The sequence below is a fragment of the Variovorax sp. GW821-FHT10B04 genome (genome assembly GCF_059415645.1).
This window is the reverse complement of record NZ_JBWKNQ010000004.1, coordinates 568,298-583,748: the sequence shown is the minus strand read 5'-3', so window position 1 is coordinate 583,748 and position 15,451 is coordinate 568,298. Positions and strand designations below refer to the sequence as shown.

The 15,451-nt window shown below is 67.7% G+C and carries 11 protein-coding genes; 6 read left to right on the top strand and 5 right to left on the bottom strand.

The genetic code is table 11. The features are described from left to right. Window positions 1–4: 4 nt before the first annotated feature. On the bottom strand, window positions 5–1,357 hold the full coding sequence (locus AC07PZ_RS13785) for a cytochrome c (protein WP_495295657.1): 1,353 nt from the start codon (window positions 1,355–1,357) through the stop codon (window positions 5–7). Between the two features lie 554 nt (window positions 1,358–1,911). On the opposite strand from AC07PZ_RS13785, the gene AC07PZ_RS13780 reads away from it, so the two are divergent. Beyond that, on the top strand, window positions 1,912–4,722 hold the full coding sequence (locus tag AC07PZ_RS13780) for a hypothetical protein (protein WP_495295656.1): 2,811 nt from the start codon (window positions 1,912–1,914) through the stop codon (window positions 4,720–4,722). Window positions 4,723–4,751: 29 nt separating this feature from the next. On the opposite strand, the gene AC07PZ_RS13775 is transcribed toward AC07PZ_RS13780, so the two are convergent. The 4 genes from AC07PZ_RS13775 to AC07PZ_RS13760 all read right to left on the bottom strand — a co-directional run bounded on the left by AC07PZ_RS13775 (window position 4,752) and on the right by AC07PZ_RS13760 (window position 9,677). Then, a complete protein-coding gene (locus tag AC07PZ_RS13775) occupies window positions 4,752–5,957 on the bottom strand; it encodes an ABC transporter substrate-binding protein (protein ID WP_495295655.1) in 1,206 nt (401 codons plus the stop codon). Window positions 5,958–6,058: 101 nt separating this feature from the next. Beyond that, window positions 6,059–7,261 (bottom strand): acyl-CoA dehydrogenase family protein, encoded by a 1,203-nt coding sequence (locus AC07PZ_RS13770; RefSeq protein WP_495295654.1) that lies wholly within the window; start codon window positions 7,259–7,261, stop codon window positions 6,059–6,061. A 35-nt stretch (window positions 7,262–7,296) separates the two neighbouring features. After that, complete coding sequence (locus tag AC07PZ_RS13765; protein WP_495295653.1) at window positions 7,297–8,874, bottom strand: class I adenylate-forming enzyme family protein; 1,578 nt, start codon at window positions 8,872–8,874, stop codon at window positions 7,297–7,299. Then, entirely contained in the window at window positions 8,871–9,677 is an 807-nt protein-coding gene (locus tag AC07PZ_RS13760) for an enoyl-CoA hydratase/isomerase family protein (RefSeq protein ID WP_495295652.1), read from the bottom strand. The genes AC07PZ_RS13765 and AC07PZ_RS13760 overlap by 4 nt, the downstream gene beginning before the upstream one ends. 277 nt (window positions 9,678–9,954) lie before the next feature. Between AC07PZ_RS13760 and AC07PZ_RS13755 the strand changes: the two genes are divergently transcribed. Genes AC07PZ_RS13755 through AC07PZ_RS13735 form a run of 5 tightly spaced genes read left to right on the top strand, consistent with a single transcriptional unit; the run spans window position 9,955 to window position 15,431 of the window. Then, the gene (locus AC07PZ_RS13755; RefSeq protein ID WP_495295651.1) at window positions 9,955–10,746 is read left to right on the top strand and encodes an ABC transporter ATP-binding protein; all 792 of its coding nucleotides are present in this window, start codon (window positions 9,955–9,957) and stop codon (window positions 10,744–10,746) included. Further along, window positions 10,743–11,549 (top strand): ABC transporter ATP-binding protein, encoded by an 807-nt coding sequence (locus AC07PZ_RS13750; RefSeq protein WP_495295650.1) that lies wholly within the window; start codon window positions 10,743–10,745, stop codon window positions 11,547–11,549. Before AC07PZ_RS13755 ends, AC07PZ_RS13750 begins: the two co-directional genes overlap by 4 nt. Further along, on the top strand, window positions 11,546–13,513 hold the full coding sequence (locus AC07PZ_RS13745) for an AMP-dependent synthetase/ligase (protein ID WP_495295649.1): 1,968 nt from the start codon (window positions 11,546–11,548) through the stop codon (window positions 13,511–13,513). Before AC07PZ_RS13750 ends, AC07PZ_RS13745 begins: the two co-directional genes overlap by 4 nt. Beyond that, complete coding sequence (locus tag AC07PZ_RS13740; protein ID WP_495295648.1) at window positions 13,513–14,385, top strand: branched-chain amino acid ABC transporter permease; 873 nt, start codon at window positions 13,513–13,515, stop codon at window positions 14,383–14,385. Before AC07PZ_RS13745 ends, AC07PZ_RS13740 begins: the two co-directional genes overlap by 1 nt. Next, window positions 14,385–15,431 carry a branched-chain amino acid ABC transporter permease gene (locus tag AC07PZ_RS13735; RefSeq protein WP_495295647.1) on the top strand — a complete coding sequence of 349 codons (1,047 nt, stop codon included), beginning with the start codon at window positions 14,385–14,387 and terminating at the stop codon, window positions 15,429–15,431. Before AC07PZ_RS13740 ends, AC07PZ_RS13735 begins: the two co-directional genes overlap by 1 nt. Window positions 15,432–15,451: the final 20 nt, after the last annotated feature.

The window sequence follows — 15,451 nt, the reverse complement described above, 5'->3', positions numbered from 1 at the left end:
GCTCCTAGTGGGCGCGGCGACGGCTGCGCGAACGCAGGGCCACGATGAGGATGAGTGCCACGATCAGCACGACGATGCCCGGCACGATCAGCGGACGCATCTGCACGATGAGGGGCGGCTTGCCGCCGGCGCGCAGTGCCTGCACGTCACCGAGGCTGACCTTCACCGCCGGGTTGCCGTAGTGGCCGAGCACGTAGTTGCTCACGTCGGTGATTTCCTGGTCGCTCAGGCGATCGGTGAAAGAAGCCTTGTCGCCGAAGGCGGGCATGAAATGCGGCTGGCCGTCCACCGTGCGGTCGACGCCATGCAGGATGGTCGCGATCAGGTTGTCGGGCCGGTCGGCGCCGGTCGCCGTGTTGTGGAACAGCGAGGGGTAGTTTCCGTTCGGGGTGCCGGCGCCGCCTTCCTGGTGGCAATGGGCGCAGCTGCCGCTGTACACGCGCCAGCCCGGGTCGACGCCGGTCGTGAGGCCGCGCTGATCGACCTCGGTGTTCGACGCCGCACCGTAGGCGAAGCGCGGCTTGGCTTCGGCGCTTGCCACGGCCGGCACCTGCTTCAGGTAGACCGCGACGGCCTTCAGATCGGCCTCGGGCAGATGCTGCAGGCTGTGCTCGATCGCCTCGGCCATCGGGCCGGCGGCCTGGGCCTTGCCGTGCACCCGGCCGGTCTTGAGGTACTGCACCAGCTCGGCTTCGCTCCATGCGCCGATGCCGCTGGTGGCGTCGGAGGTGATGTTCGGCGCATACCAGGGGCCGATCGATCCGCCCGAGAGGAAGGCCTTGCCGTCCTGCTCGGCCATCATCGCGTTGCGCGGCGTGTGGCAGGTGCTGCAGTGGGCGAGCGCGCCCGCGAGATAGGCACCCCGGTTCCACTCGGCCGACTGCGAGGCATCGGCCACGAAGCGCTGGTCCTTCAGGAACAGCGCATTCCACACCGCCATCGAGAAGCGCAGGTTGAACGGGAAGGGCAGCGCGGTCTCAGGTGCGCGCTTGTCGACCGGCGCGACGCCATGCATGAAGTACGCATAGAGCGAGGCGGTGTCGTCGTCGCTGAGCTGCGTGTACGACGTGTACGGCATCGCGGGATACAGGTGCGCGCCGTCCTTGCGGATGCCCTGGCGAAGCGAGCGGCGGAAATCGTCCAGCGTGTAGTCGCCGATGCCGTCGGACTTCGACGGCGTGATGTTCGACGCATAGATCGCGCCCAGCGGCGAGTCGATCGGATAGCCGCCGGCGAAAGAGGCGCCGCCCTTCGGTGCCGTGTGGCATGCCGCGCAGTCGGCCGCAACCGCCAGCAGCCGGCCCTTCTCGATCTGCCCGGCATCCGGCCGTGCGTCCTGTGCGTGCGCCGCTCCCATGAAAGCGGCCAAACCCAGCCCCAGCGCCCCCCAAAAAACCGAGGCGCAAAACCCTGAACTGCGTAGCCGCATCGTGCCGGACCCTTGTGTTGTTCTGCATGCCTGCACCCTCGGCGAATCCTGGGGCAGGCGATCTTCGTGAGGCGCGATTGTGGTTTCGATCCACCCGACGAGCAGGCCGAGATGTGGTTTGTCCGTGCGTTCTAGTCACGTTTACCCTGATTGCGCACACGGATGGATTTGTTGTGGCATGTTGTCTGTCGTCTGATAACCCCATGGGAAATTCGCCAGAGGTCTGACAACCGAGGAAGGAATGCGGCTTTTGTCCTTTCGCACGGGTTGCGGCGCTGGCTGACATGGCTTGTCTCGGGACGGTGGCTCAATCGCAAAATCGAAGCTCAGCAACCTACGATGTCGAAAACGCAGCACTCGGAACGCGCAATCAAGCTCAAGCCCCGGCAGATGAAGCGGCAACGCCAGCAGCAATCGCTCGTACAACAGCATCGCCCCGTGCACTATCCCGAGCCTGAAGTCCCGATCTGGAAGCCGCTCGGTTGAGCCAGGAACCTGATCCGCGTCGCCTCGCCGAGGTCGCGCTGATCGATGCAGACGCCGTGATCGCGCGCCTGCTGCCGCTGTCCGACGCCACCGGCATGGCGTCGATCCCCTTGCAGGAACACCTGGCGTCGGCCTGGTTCAGCCGGATCGACGCATTGCGATCGCTTGGCCGAACCATCGAGATACCCGCCGTCGCAGAGGCCTTGTGCGCGCATTTCGACCCGGATTCGACGCCCATCGCCACGCGCCTTTCGGGGGCGACCTCGGCCACCGCGCCGGCCGCCTGGCCCTGGATCGCGCGTGCGTTGTGCGAGAAGGCCGCGGCGTTGGCCGAGATGGGCCAGGTCGAAGCCGCGCTGGCCTTGCTCGAGACCGTGCAGCAGCGCTTCGACAGTGCGACGGCGCCAGCGCTGCGCGAGTGGGTCGCTGTCGCCGGCCTGGAAGAGGCGACATGGCGCTCGGGCGTTGGCGCCACCTTCGCCCGCGTCGACATGGTGCGGCATTGCCAGCGCCTGATCGATCGCTTCGGCCGCGACGACTGGCCGGCAACGCGCGTCGTGGTGGCGCGTACGCGCAACCGGCAGGCCCATCTGCTCGCGCAGCTCGACTACCACGACGACGCCCTGGCCCGCTTCACGTCGCTGCATGACGACCTCCTCGGTGCGGACGCGCCGGCGCTGCAGGAGCAGGGGGCCGACGCGCTCCATGCGAAGGCGAGGCTGCTCCAGCGCCTGGGCCGCCACGACGAGGCCCGCGATGCGCTTCAAGCGCTGACCCAGGCCTGTGCCGACGCCGTGCACCCGGGCCTTCGCCAGACGCTCGCCTTGGCGCAGGCCGACCGGTTGCTCGATCGGCAGCGCGACCGCTTGCTGAAAGAGGGCGGCATCGAGGCCGACACCGCAGTCATCGACGCCTGCGACGCGCTGCTGGCCAGCCACGAGAACAGCACCGACACCATCGTCGTGCGCTGCGTCAACCAGGCCCTGCGAGTGAAGGCTGGCGTGCTGCGTGCGCGCGGTGAAGCGCCCGCCGACATGGCCATGGCCGACGAGTTGACCGAACGGCAATGGGCGCGGTATGCCGGGCATCCCGATGAACGCGTCCAGCGGGAGGTCGTGCTTGCCATGCTCGACCGCCTGGCATCGGTCGAAGACACCGAAGAGGAGTTGACCGGCTACCGGCGGTTGCTCGCGCGCTTCGGACAATCAGCGGGCGCGCCGCTGCAGGCGCTCGTTGCGCGCATGCGGCTGCGCGAGGCCTGGGCCTTGCGCAGGCTGGGTCGTGCCGATGCCGCGCTGGCTGCGCTCGACGATCTGCTCGACGCCCACGCCGCCGCGGACGATGCAGACGACGACGAGGGATGGCGCGAAACCATCGCACAGGCCATGGACCTGCGGGCCGACCTGTGGAACGACCAGGCGCCGGATCCTCATCCGCGCCAGAACGGCCGGGACGAGGCCGGTGCCGTGATCGATGTCGCCGTGACCGATGCCGAATCCCGGTATGCCGAGGCGGTCGACGCGCTGCGCGTCCGCTTCGCGGCGGACCCGTCGTCCGAGATCCGGACCATCGTGGCGAATGCGTGCTATGTGCTCGCGATGAACTGGCGCGAGCGACTGCACTTTGCGCAGGCCGTCGATGCCTACGCCGCTTACCTGCGGGCGTTCGCGGCCGACACGAGTCCGGCGATCGAGGCCCTCACGGCCAAGGCCTGGCTCAATCAGGGCTATGTGCTGATGATGCTGATGGACCGCGAAGCCGACGCGCTGGTGGCTTACGACGCGCTCATCGCGCGCTTTGCACAGGCCACCAGCGCCGACATGCGCGACACCCTGGCCAAGGCCGCGGCCAGTCGCCTGACCTGCCTGAACCGGCTCCAGCGCCAGGGCGTGGCGGTCGACTATGGCGCGCAGTACGAAGACCTGTCGCTGGCGCAGCGCGACGCGATCGGTGCTGCCATCGAGCGCGGCCGCGTGCTGGCGGTCGAGGGCAGGCACCGCGATGCGATCGCCTGCTACGACGAAGTGTTGAATGCGCATGTCGAATCGCTGCATCCCGAGCTGCGCCGCCAGTGCCTCGATGCCATGGTGCGCAAGGGCTACAGCCTGGGCCGCCTGGCGCAGCGCGAGGCCGCACTGGCCGTGAACGACGAGATCATCGCGCGCTACGGCGACGACCTGTCGACCAGCGTGGAGAAGGACGTGGCGCTCGCCATGTCCAACCGGGCCGTGCAGCTCGACAAGCTCGATCGCCATGACGAAGAAGTGCAGACCTACGATCGGATCATCGCGCGCTGGCAGGCATCGGACGTCGCCTACCTGCGCCAGCGGGTCGCAAGTGCGCGCTACTGCAAGGCCATCACCATCGCCGACAGCGACCTCGACGGTGCGCTCGCCCTGTACGAGGAAGTCATGCGCACCGGCATGCATGCGCCCGAGGTCGCCATCCGTCTCGAAGCGGCGAAGTCCGCCGTGAACCGCTGTTACCGGCTGCGCAATGCGGGCCGCCCTGCCGAAGCCGTGGCGTGCGGCGAGGCCTTCCTGCAAGTCTGCGGCGCAGAGACCGATGTCGACATGGCGGCGCAGGTGGTCAAGGTCCGCATCGGCCTGGCGCGCGCGTATGGCCAGTCGGGCCAGGCAGCGCGGCAGATCGAGACCATCGAGGCGCTGCTCGCCCTGCCCGCGACCGCATTGACCGAAGCGCAACGCAGCGAACTGTCGGTTGAATACCGCAAGGCCAGGCCGGCATCCTCGGCGCTCGGAAAGGCCGTGCACGCATTGGGCAACTGGTTCGATCGGCGAAAGTAACCCGGGAGGTCGTCAGCCGTGTCCCTGCGCTATTTCCAGAGTGCGCATCGGCTTTCGGCCCGGGTCGTGAAGACGTCGTTGCCATTCAATGTCTTCACCAGCTTCGTGTAATCCCAGGGCTCCCGGGACTCGGCCGGCGACTTGACCTGCATCAGGTACATGTCGTGGACCATCCGGCCATCGGGGCGGATGACGCCCTTGGCATAGAAGTCGTTGATCGGCGTCTTCTTGAGATACGCCATCACGGTGTCCGCATCGGTGGTGTTCACGGCATTCACCGCCTTGAGATAGTTCATCGTTGCCGAATAGTCCCCGGCTTGCAGGTCGGTCGGCATGCGCTTGGTCTTCTCGAAGAACTTACGGCCGAACGCGCGGCTCTGCTCATTGAGATTCCAGTCCCAGCTGGTGGTGAACAGCAATCCTTCCGTGTTCTTGAGTCCCATGCTGTGGAAGTCGCTGATGAAGACCAGCAGTGCGGCAATCTTCATGTTCTTCGAAATGCCGAATTCCTTCGCCGCCTTGATGGCATTGATGGCGTCGCCGCCGGCAGTGGCCAGCCCCAGGATCTGTGCCTTCGAGTTCTGGGCCTGCAGCAGGAAGGACGAGAAGTCCGATGCGTTGAGCGGATGCCGTACCGCGCCGAGCACGGTACCGCCCTTGGCCTTGACCACGGCAGCGGTATCGGCTTCCAGGGCCTGGCCGAACACATAGTCGGCCGTCAGGAAGTACCAGGTCTTTCCGCCGCCCTCCACGACGGCGCCGCCCGTGCCCCGGGCCAGCGCCACGGTGTCGTAGGCGTAATGCACCGTGTAGGGGCTGCACTGCTCGTTGGTGAGCGCCGGACTGCCGGCACCGATGCTGATGAAGACGCGCTTCTTGTCCTGCGCCACCTTGGCCATGGCCAGCGCCGCGCCGGAGTTGGAGCCGCCCAGCAGCATGGTCACGCCCTGCGTGTCGATCCACTCCCGCGACTTGGACGCGGCGATGTCCGCCTTGTTCTGGTGGTCGACGCTCAGCAGCTCGATCGGCTGCCCGAGCACCTTGCCGCCGAAGTCGTCGATCGCCATCTGGACCGCAATGGCGCCATTCTTTCCGTCGATGTCGGCGAAGAGGCTCGACATGTCGGTGACGAAGCCGACCTTCACCTTGTCCGGCGTGGCGGGCTGGGCGAGCGTCTGCGGCACCAGGCCGGCGGCGGCGAGCAGGAGGACGAGTGACTTCAAGACAGTGGGCATGACGAGGTCCTGGTGAGATGCGGAGGAGATACCGAAGCGATGCGGGTGAAGGGTGGCCGGCAGGCCATGGAGCGCATGGAGGGCGTGAAGGACGGCGGCGATCAGCGCTTGAGCAGCTCGTCGCTGATGATCACCTTGCGGACTTCCGTGGTTCCGGCGCCGATCTCCAGCAGCTTGATGGCGCGGTACAGCCGGTTGACCTCCGACTCCCAGATATAGCCGCTGCCGCCATGGATCTGCACGGCCTCGTTCAGCACCTTGTTCATGGTCTCGGCCGCGTACATCACCGAGGCGGCCGTGATCATGTGGATGTCGCCACGCCCACCGCCGCCGATCTCGAGGTCGTTCGCGGCGCGCAGCGCCTGGTAGGTGAAGGCGCGCATCGACTCGATCCAGACATACATGTCGGCCAGCTTGGCGCGGATCATCTGGAAGTTGGCGATGGGCTGGCCGAACTGCTGGCGGGTGCGCGCGTAGTCGACGGCCAGTTGAAGGGCGCGCTCCGAAATGCCGAGGCAGATCGGCGCGATCATGGCGCGCTCCAGGTCGAGCCCGCTCATGACGACCTGAACGCCGCGGTCTTCGCCGCCGACCAGGTTGGCGGCCGGCACGCGGCAGTCGTCGAACACGAGTTCGGCCGTCTGGCTGCCGCGGAAGCCCATCTTGGTGAGCTTCTGCGCCACCTTGAAGCCGGGCATGTCCTTCTCGACGATGAAGGCCGAGATGCCCTTGGCGCCCTTGGCCTTGTCGGTCTTGGCATAGACCAGCATCACGTCGGCGACCGCGCCATTGGTGATGTAGATCTTCGTCCCGTTGAGCAGGTAGGCGTCGCCGTCGCGCGTTGCGGTGGTGCGCATCGAACCGAGCGCGTCCGACCCCGCGCCCGGCTCGGTGAGGCCGAGTGCGCCGACCGTCTTGCCGCTGCACAGTCCCGGCAGATAGCGGCGGCGCTGCGCTTCGTCCGCATTGCGATAGATGTTGTAGAGGCAGAGGTTCTCGTGCGCCACCCAGCTCAGCGCCAGCGCGTGGTTCCAGCGCGAGAAGGCCTGGACCACGAGCCCGCTCGCGAAGAGATCGAGGCCGACGCCGCCATAGGTCTCGGGCACCGGGATGCCGAAGTACCCGGTGGCGCCGATCTGCGCAAAGGCCTCGGGTGGCCACCACTCCTCGTTGTCCATGCGCGCCGAGAGCGGATAGAGCTCTCGGCGGCCGAAGTCGTCGGCCTGTTCGAGGATCTGCTGCTCGTCGTCGGACAGCCCCGAGAAGCGTTGCGCGGCCGAGCGGGTTGGATTGCTGTTGCTCATGGGTCTTCAGGCAGGAGTTGGAAAGGTGGTGGCGCTCAATCGACGCGCTGGTCGTGCGACAGCGGAAAGCGGGCGAGCTCGTGCCGCTGCAGCTTTCCGGTGGTGCTGCGCGGCAGTTCGTCCGAGCGGACGAACTGCAGGTAGCGCGGGCGCTTGTAGCCGCTCAGGTGTTCACGGCACCAGGCGACGATCTGGTGCCGGTCGGCGTCGTGGCCCGGCCGCAGCACCAGCATGGCCTTGATGGCCTCGCCCCAGCGCGCGTCGGGCACGCCGAAGACGCAGACCTCCTGCACGGCAGGGTGGCGCGCGATCACGGCCTCGACTTCGGCGGGATAGACGTTCTCGCCGCCGGTCTTGATCAGGTAGCGCTTTCGATCGACGAAGGTCAATGTGCCGTCCGCTTCACGCCGCAGCAGGTCGCCGGTATGCAGCCAGCCACCGGCGAAGACCTCGGCGTTGGCAACGTCGTCATCCAGGTAGCCGGACATCACGCTGGGTCCGCGCACCACGCATTCGCCGGGCTCTCCGACCGGCAGGTCGCGCATCGCGTCGTCGACGATGCGGATCTCCAGCAGCGGCGACGGCAGCTTGCGCAGCGGCGGCAATTCGCCCGGACCGGAACGCCGATGCGCCAGCAGGTAGCTCACCTCGCTCTGGCCGAACGCGTCGTAGAAGTCGATGTTGCAGGCGCGCGTGAGGTCCGCGATGACCGTGGGCATCATGTTGGCGTAGCCGATCGCGAAGCGCAGGCTCGACAGGTCGTGCGCGCCCCGCTGCGGATGGTTCAGGAAGTCGGTGATCACGCCGGGCAGCAGCAGCGTCCAGCTCAGGCGGTCCCGCTCGATGAGCTGGAACATCTGCAGCACGTCGGCGCGCGCGAAGGCCGCGAAGGTGCCGCCGGTGCAGAAGGTGGCGTACAGGGATTCGTCGCCGCCGCAATGGAACAGCGGCAGCCAGCCGACGAAGCCGTCGTTCTCGGTCAGGCCGAACCACTGCGCGAGCCGCAGGCCGCGGATGGCGGCCGCGCGCTGGCTGATGAGCGCGCCCTTGGGTGCGCCGGTCGTTCCGCTGGTGAAGAGGATGTTGTGGATGTCGTCGCCATGCGCGACGCGCGGCGGCTCGTCGGCGCTGGCCTGCCGCAGCAGCGTCTCGTAGGGCGTGAACCCGTCGATGGCGTCATCCCCGAATGCGATCCAGTCACGGATACCGACCGCATCGGCGCGCAGTCCGTCTGCGACCGGTGCGAGCGGCGCCGACACGAACAGCGCAACGGGCCTGCACTTGCGCAGGCATGCCGCCAGCTCGTTCGGATGCAGGCGGATGTTCAGCGTCGCCACGGTGATGCCCAGCGCGGCAAGGGCGGCATAGCACTCGACGTATTCGGGCCGCGTCTCGGACAGCACGGCGATGGTGTCGCCCCGGGCGAAGCCGAGGTCGCGCAGCGCATTGGCCAGCGACCAGGCGCGGCGTCCGACTTCGGCATAGCTGCGCCGGCCGTCCAGCCACGTCACGGCGATGCGATCGGCATGGACCTGGAAGGCGCGGCGGAAGAGCGCATCGACGGTGATGTCGGCCGCCTGCGCCGCTGCGTCGCGCCAGTCGGCCGTGTTCATGGCGTGGCCTCGTGCGGCGTGCGTTCGCGCCTCGCCGCACGCGACATGAAGTCATCGACGCGCCGGACGAAGTCTTCCGTGGCGGCGCAACGCAGGAACGCCGCCTTCTCGCGTGCCAGCTGGGTCTCGAGCGCCTCATGCGACTGCGCGGCCACCAGCTGCTTGAGTTCCTCGACCGATTGCCGGGGCAGCGCCGCGAGATCGCACGCCCGGCGACGGGCCTCGGCGTCGGCGCTCTCGCCGTCGACCACGCCATTGATCAACCCAAGCGCCATCGCGTCCTCGGCCGAGAGCGGGCCGGGTGCGGTGAGCATGTCGAACGCGCGCGCCGCACCGAGTTGCCGGCCGAGCCGGAAGCTGAGGCCGCCGTCCGCCGGTGCGCCGAGCCGCGGGTAGGCCACGACGAAACGCGTGCCGCGTGTGGCCACCACCATGTCGCAGGCCAGCGCCAGGGAGAAGCCGCCGCCCGCAACCGCGCCGTGCACGCTGGCCACCACCGGCAGCCGCAACCGGTGGAGTGCCATCACGTCGGCATGGAACGCGTCGATCATGCGTTCGATGAAGGCCGGCATGTCGGCTCGGTGGGCGTGCATGGCGGCGATGTCGCCGCCGCCGCAGAACGAGCGGCCCGCACCGCGCAGGACGACGGCACGCGCGCCGGGAACATCCGCCGACTCGACGATGCTGCGGTGCAGCGCGAGTGCCATCGGATGGTCCAGCGAATTGAGTGCGGCGGGCCGATTCAGCGTGATCGTGACGATCTCGCCGTCGACCTCCAGCAGTACCGGGGATGCGTCGTTCATAGGTCTCCAAATCGTCCGCTGCGATGCGTATCTGTTGGCGTTGACCCTAACTCAATAAACGATCGACGCCGGAGCGCAATCAGACTCCGCTTTGCTGCGTTTGAGAAGGTGCCGATCGCTAGGTTTAACCCTTATCTCTATTTTTTGAGTCAGGGTCATAAAGTCATTGACATGGCATTCGGTGCGTCGCAAGATCCGCCGCACAACAGACGCCATACCTGGCGCGGAGACAAGCAGTGAACCTTCCTTCATCCATGGCTGTCATGGGCTGGCGCGCATGCTGAGCGTGACCAACCTGCAGGTGTTCTACGACCATGCGGTCGAGGCCGTGCGCGACGTCTCGCTCGAGGTGGGCGAAGGCCGCATCGTTGCGCTGCTGGGCAGCAATGGCGCCGGCAAGTCGACCGTGCTCAAGGCGATCTGCGGCGTGCTGTACCCGGAGGAAGGCGCCATCACGGGCGGCGCCATCCGTTATCGCAACGAGCCGCTGGAGCGCTGCGCGCCGCATGAGATCGTCCGCAGGGGCCTGGTCCAGGTGCCCGAAGGGCGCCGCCTGTTCGACACGCTCACGGTCGAAGAGAACCTGCTCATGGGCGGGTACGTGCGCCCAGCGGGCGATGCGGCCGCGTCGATGGCCAACATCTTCAAGCTGTTTCCGGCGATCGAGGCGCACCGCCACCGGATCGCGGGGTACCTGTCCGGCGGACAGCAGCAGATGGTCGCGATCGGCCGCGCGCTCATGGGCGAGCCCCGGCTGCTGCTGCTCGACGAGCCGTCGCTCGGGCTGGCGCCGCAGATCATCACGGAGATCTTCGACGCCATCCGCAGGCTGCGCGACGAGCGCGGCCTGACGGTGCTGCTGGTCGAGCAGAACGCCCGGCTCGCGCTGTCGCTGGCCGACTACGGCTACATCATGGAGCGTGGCCGCGTGGTGCTCGACGACACGCCGCAGAAGCTGCTGGCCAACGACGACGTGCAGGAGTTCTATCTCGGCGTCCAGGCCGGCGGCGCGCGCCGCAGCATGCGTGAGATCAAGCACTACAAGCGGCGCAAGAGGTGGCTGTCATGAGCGCGGACATCGTCGCCGCCGAGCCGCCGGTGCTGCTCGAGATGCGGGGCGTCGGCAAGCGCTTCGGCGGGCTCGAGGCGCTCTCGGGCATCGACCTGCAGGTGCGGCAGGGCCACATCCACAGCGTGATCGGGCCGAACGGCGCGGGCAAGACCACCTTGTTCAACCTGGCGTCCTGCCTGCTGGCGCCGAGCGCGGGCCGGATCGTGTTCGACGGCGAGGACATCACGGGCGCACCTGCGCACAGCCTGTCGAGGCGCGGCATCGCGCGCACCTTCCAGAACCTGGCGGTGTTCAAGCACGAGACCGTGATCGACAACATCCTGACCGGCATGCATGCACGGCTGCCGACCGGCATCTTCGGTGCCGCGCTGTTCTGGGGCAGTGCGCGGCGCGCCGAGATCCAGGCGCGCGAGGTGGCCGAGGAGATCGTCGAGTTCCTCGAGATCGAGACCATCCGCGACCTGCCCGTCGGCACGCTGTCGTACGGCCTGCAGAAGCGCGTCGAACTCGGCCGCGCACTGGCCATGCAGCCGCGCCTTCTGCTGCTCGACGAGATGGTGTCGGGCATGAACCAGGAAGAGACCGAGGACATCGCGCGCTTCATCCTGGACATCCGCGAGGAACGCAACGTGACCGTGATGATGATCGAGCATGAAATGGGCATCGTGATGGACATCTCCGACCGGCTCTGCGTGCTGAACTTCGGCCGCAAGATCGCCGATGGCACGCCGGCCGAGGTGGCGGCCGACCCGGCGGTCATCGCGGCCTACCTCGGTCAAGGCGAAGGGGCTGTTGCATGAGCGCCGCCCGGCCGCCCGAAGGCGATCGGCGCCGCAGCCCGAAGGGCGTAGGTCGCTCAGCGAGCCGCACGGACCACACCGTGCGGGCGGACACGCAGCTGCCGCCCGGCGTCGCGGAGCGAAGGGCGACGATGCCCGGCCTGCTGAAGCACCGTGCGGCGACCACGCCATCGCGCGTCGCGCTGCGCGAGAAGACGCGCGGCATCTGGCGCGCCGTGACCTGGGCCGACTACTTCGAGCGGGTGCGCGCCTTCGCGCTCTTCCTGCGCAGCGAAGGCTTCGGCCCCGGCGACAAGCTCGCGATCGCGTCCGACGGCACGCCGGAATGGTTCTTCGCCGACCTCGCCGCGCAGTCGCTCGGCGGCGTCACGGTGGGCATCTACCCGACCAACCCGTGGCCCGAGCTGCAGTACATCGTGCGCCATTGCCGCGCCAAGGTGGTGGTCTGCGGCGACCAGGAGCAGACCGACAAGGTGCTCGATGCGATGCGTCACGACGGCGGCCTGCCGGACCTGCGCCGCGTCCTCACGGTCGACTGGAAGGGGATGCGCCACTACACCGATCCGGCGTTGCTGCCCTTCGCCACGGCGCTCGAAAGCGGCCGGGCGCTGGCGGCCGATGCCGGGCAGATCGCGGCCTTCGACGCGGCGCTCGACGCGGTGGACGCCGACCAGGACGCGTTGATCGTCTACACCTCCGGCACCACCGGCATGCCCAAGGGCGCGCGGTTGTCGCATGCGGGCATCGTGTCCGACGCGGCTGCGCTCGGCGCGGTCCAGGGCTTTGCGGGGAAGCCGCTCACCGTCGTGTGCTATCTGCCGCTGTGCCACGTCGCGGAGCGGCTGATGTCGCCGGTGATGCAACTGGTCTATGGCTCGATCGTCAACTTCGCGGAGTCGATCGACGCCGTCACCCACAACCTGCACGAGATCGGCCCGAGCTTCTTCTTCGGCGTGCCGCGCATCTGGGAAAAGCTGCAGTACGAGATCCTGATCAAGTCGCGCGATGCACGGCCGATCGCGCGACGCGCCTTCACGCGTGCGCTGGCCATCGCCACCCCGATCGCGGAGCGCACCATCGCCAACGGCGGGCGGCCGGTCAGCCTGCGCGACCGGTTCGTCGCCTGGCTGCTGCGGGTCACGGTCTTCAGCAACCTGCTGGCCGGCGTCGGGCTCGACCGTGCCTGGGTGGCGATGACGGGCGGCGCCTCGATCTCGCCGTCGGTCATCCTCTTCTTCCGCGCGCTGGGTGTGCCGATCTACCAGATCTACGGCATGACCGAGACCAGCGGCGCCAGCCATTCGCAGTCCGCGGCGATGTCGCGCCTGGGCTGGTGCGGCCCGTTGCTGCCGGGCGTGGTCGAGCAGCGCGTGGCGCCCGATGGCGAGTTGCAACTGCGCGGCGCGATCGTCTTCAAGGGCTACCTGTACGACGAGGCGGCCACCCGCGCCGCCTTCGACGACGGATGGCTGGGCACCGGCGACGTGGTCGAGCTCGACGAGGCCACGGGCCAGGTGCAGGTGGTCGACCGCAAGAAAGCCATCCTCATCACCAGCGGCGGCAAGAACATCACGCCCTCGCTGATCGAGAACGCGCTCAAGGAGAGCCTCTACATCAGCGAGGCGGTGCTTCTCGGCGACGGGCGCCACTTCATCACGGCGCTGATCCAGATCGACCTCGACACCGTGGGCAAGTGGGCACAGGAGCGCGGCATCGCCTACACCACGTACGAAACGCTGGCGCGCCTGGCCGAGGTCAACACGCTGATCGCACAGGACGTGAAGCGCGTGAACGACCGCTTCTCGCGCGTGGAGAACATCCGCAAGTTCGCGATCCTGAAGAAGCAGCTCGACCACGACGACGGCGAGCTGACCGCCACGATGAAGGTCCGGCGCCGCGTCATCGAGCAGAAGTTCGCGGCCGAGATCGAATACCTCTACGGACCGGAGAAGGTGGCTGCCTGATGAACTACTTCCTCAACCTCGTCACCTCCGGGCTGGTGATCGGCACGCTGTACGGGCTGGTCGCGATGGGCTTCGCCATCGTCTACCGCGCCACCGGCATGGTGAACTTCGCGCAGGGCGAGGTGATGATGCTGATCGCCTACATCAGCTTCAGCCTGGCCACCATTCCGGGCATGGGCTTCGTGCCGTTGCTGGTGTGCGTGCTCGCGGCCTCGGTGCTGCTGGGGCTGGTGATCGAACGCGTCTTCATCCGGCCGATGCTGGGCGAGCCCATGTTCTCGCGCGTGATGGTCACCATCGGCCTGGCGGTCGTGATCCGGTCGACGGTGATCCTGATCTGGGGTGTCGAGCCGACCGCCTTCCCGCGGCCGTTCGGCAACACGGTGATCCGCTTTGCGGGCCTCGCGCTGTATCCGGGCCAGATCTTCGCGCTCGTCTCGCTGGCGGCGCTGTGCCTGGCGATGTGGGTGTTCTTCGCCCGTTCGCGCGTCGGCATCGCCATGCGTGCTACGTCCAACAACGAGACCACCGCGCTGCTCATGGGCATCGACGTGAAGCGCATCAGCGCGGCCGCCTGGTCGCTGTCGGCGGTGTTCGCGGCCTTCGCCGGCCTGGCCTTCTGCCTGATGTTCAGCCTCGAGCCGGAGATATCGCAGATGGGCCTGCGCGGCTTCCCGGCCACCATCCTCGGCGGGCTGGATTCCGTGCTGGGCGGTGCCTTCGGCGGACTGGTGATCGGCGTGGTCGAGAACCTGGCGGGCGGCTACCTCGGCCGCGGGCTCAAGGAGATCGCCGGCTTCGTGCTGATCGTCCTGGTGCTGATGGTCAAACCCTACGGCCTGTTCGGCCAACGCGAGATCGAGAGAGTCTGATGCGCAGCAGAACCTACCAAACCTCCTACGCCGAGCTGGTCGCCCTGGCCAGCCAGCGCGCCACCTGGTGGTGGGCATCGGCCGGGCTGGCGCTGCTCATGGCCGCGCCGCTGTACTTCGGCGCGCACGGGCTCAACCTGCTGACCACCATCTTCGTGGTGTCGATCGGCGTGCTCGGGCTCAACCTGCTGTCGGGCGTCGCCGGCCAGATCTCGCTCGGCCATGCGGGCTTCCTGCTGATCGGCGCCTACGGCCAGGCCATCCTCACGACCGACTACGGCGTGCCGAGCCTGCTGGCGATACCGCTGGCAGGTGCCGTGGCCGCGGTGGCGAGTCTCGTGGTCGGCATCCCGTCGCTGCGGCTCAAGGGCCTCTACCTCGCGATCACCACGCTGGCCTTCACCTTCATCGTGCGGCACGTGGTGCTGTTCGCCGAGAACGTGACGCGGGGCTCGGCCGGCATGCCGGTGGACGCCCTTTCGGTGTTCGGCTTCTCGTTCAAGAGCGACCAGCGCTTCTTCTACGCCGCGCTCGCCTTCCTGGTGCTGTTCGTCTTCATCACGCTCAACCTGATGCGCACCCGCATCGGCCGTGCCTGGCTGGCACTGCGCGACCACGACATCGCGGCGCGTGCGATGGGCATCGACCTGATGCGCTACAAGCTCCTGGCCTTCATGGTCAGCGCGTTCTACACCGGCGTCGCGGGCGCGCTGGTGGCCTTGCAGACGCGCTTCGTCAATGTCGACACCTTCAGCGTGCTCATCAGCATCGAGGCGCTCGCGATGGTCATCGTCGGCGGCATCGGCCGCATCCATGGCGCGATCCTCGGCGCCGTGCTCATCCTGCTGCTGCCCGAGGCGCTGACCTTCGGCTTCGCCCTGTCGGGCGACGGCTTCCGCACCCTGATGGCCGACCGCATCTACGAGGTCAAGGGCCTGCTGTACGGCGTCGTGATCCTGCTGTTCCTGCGGCTCGAACCCGAAGGCATCGCCGGCATCTGGCGCAAGACCAAGCGCTTCTGGGTCCAGTGGCCGCTGTCCCAGTGAAGACGGAAACGAAGAAGAAG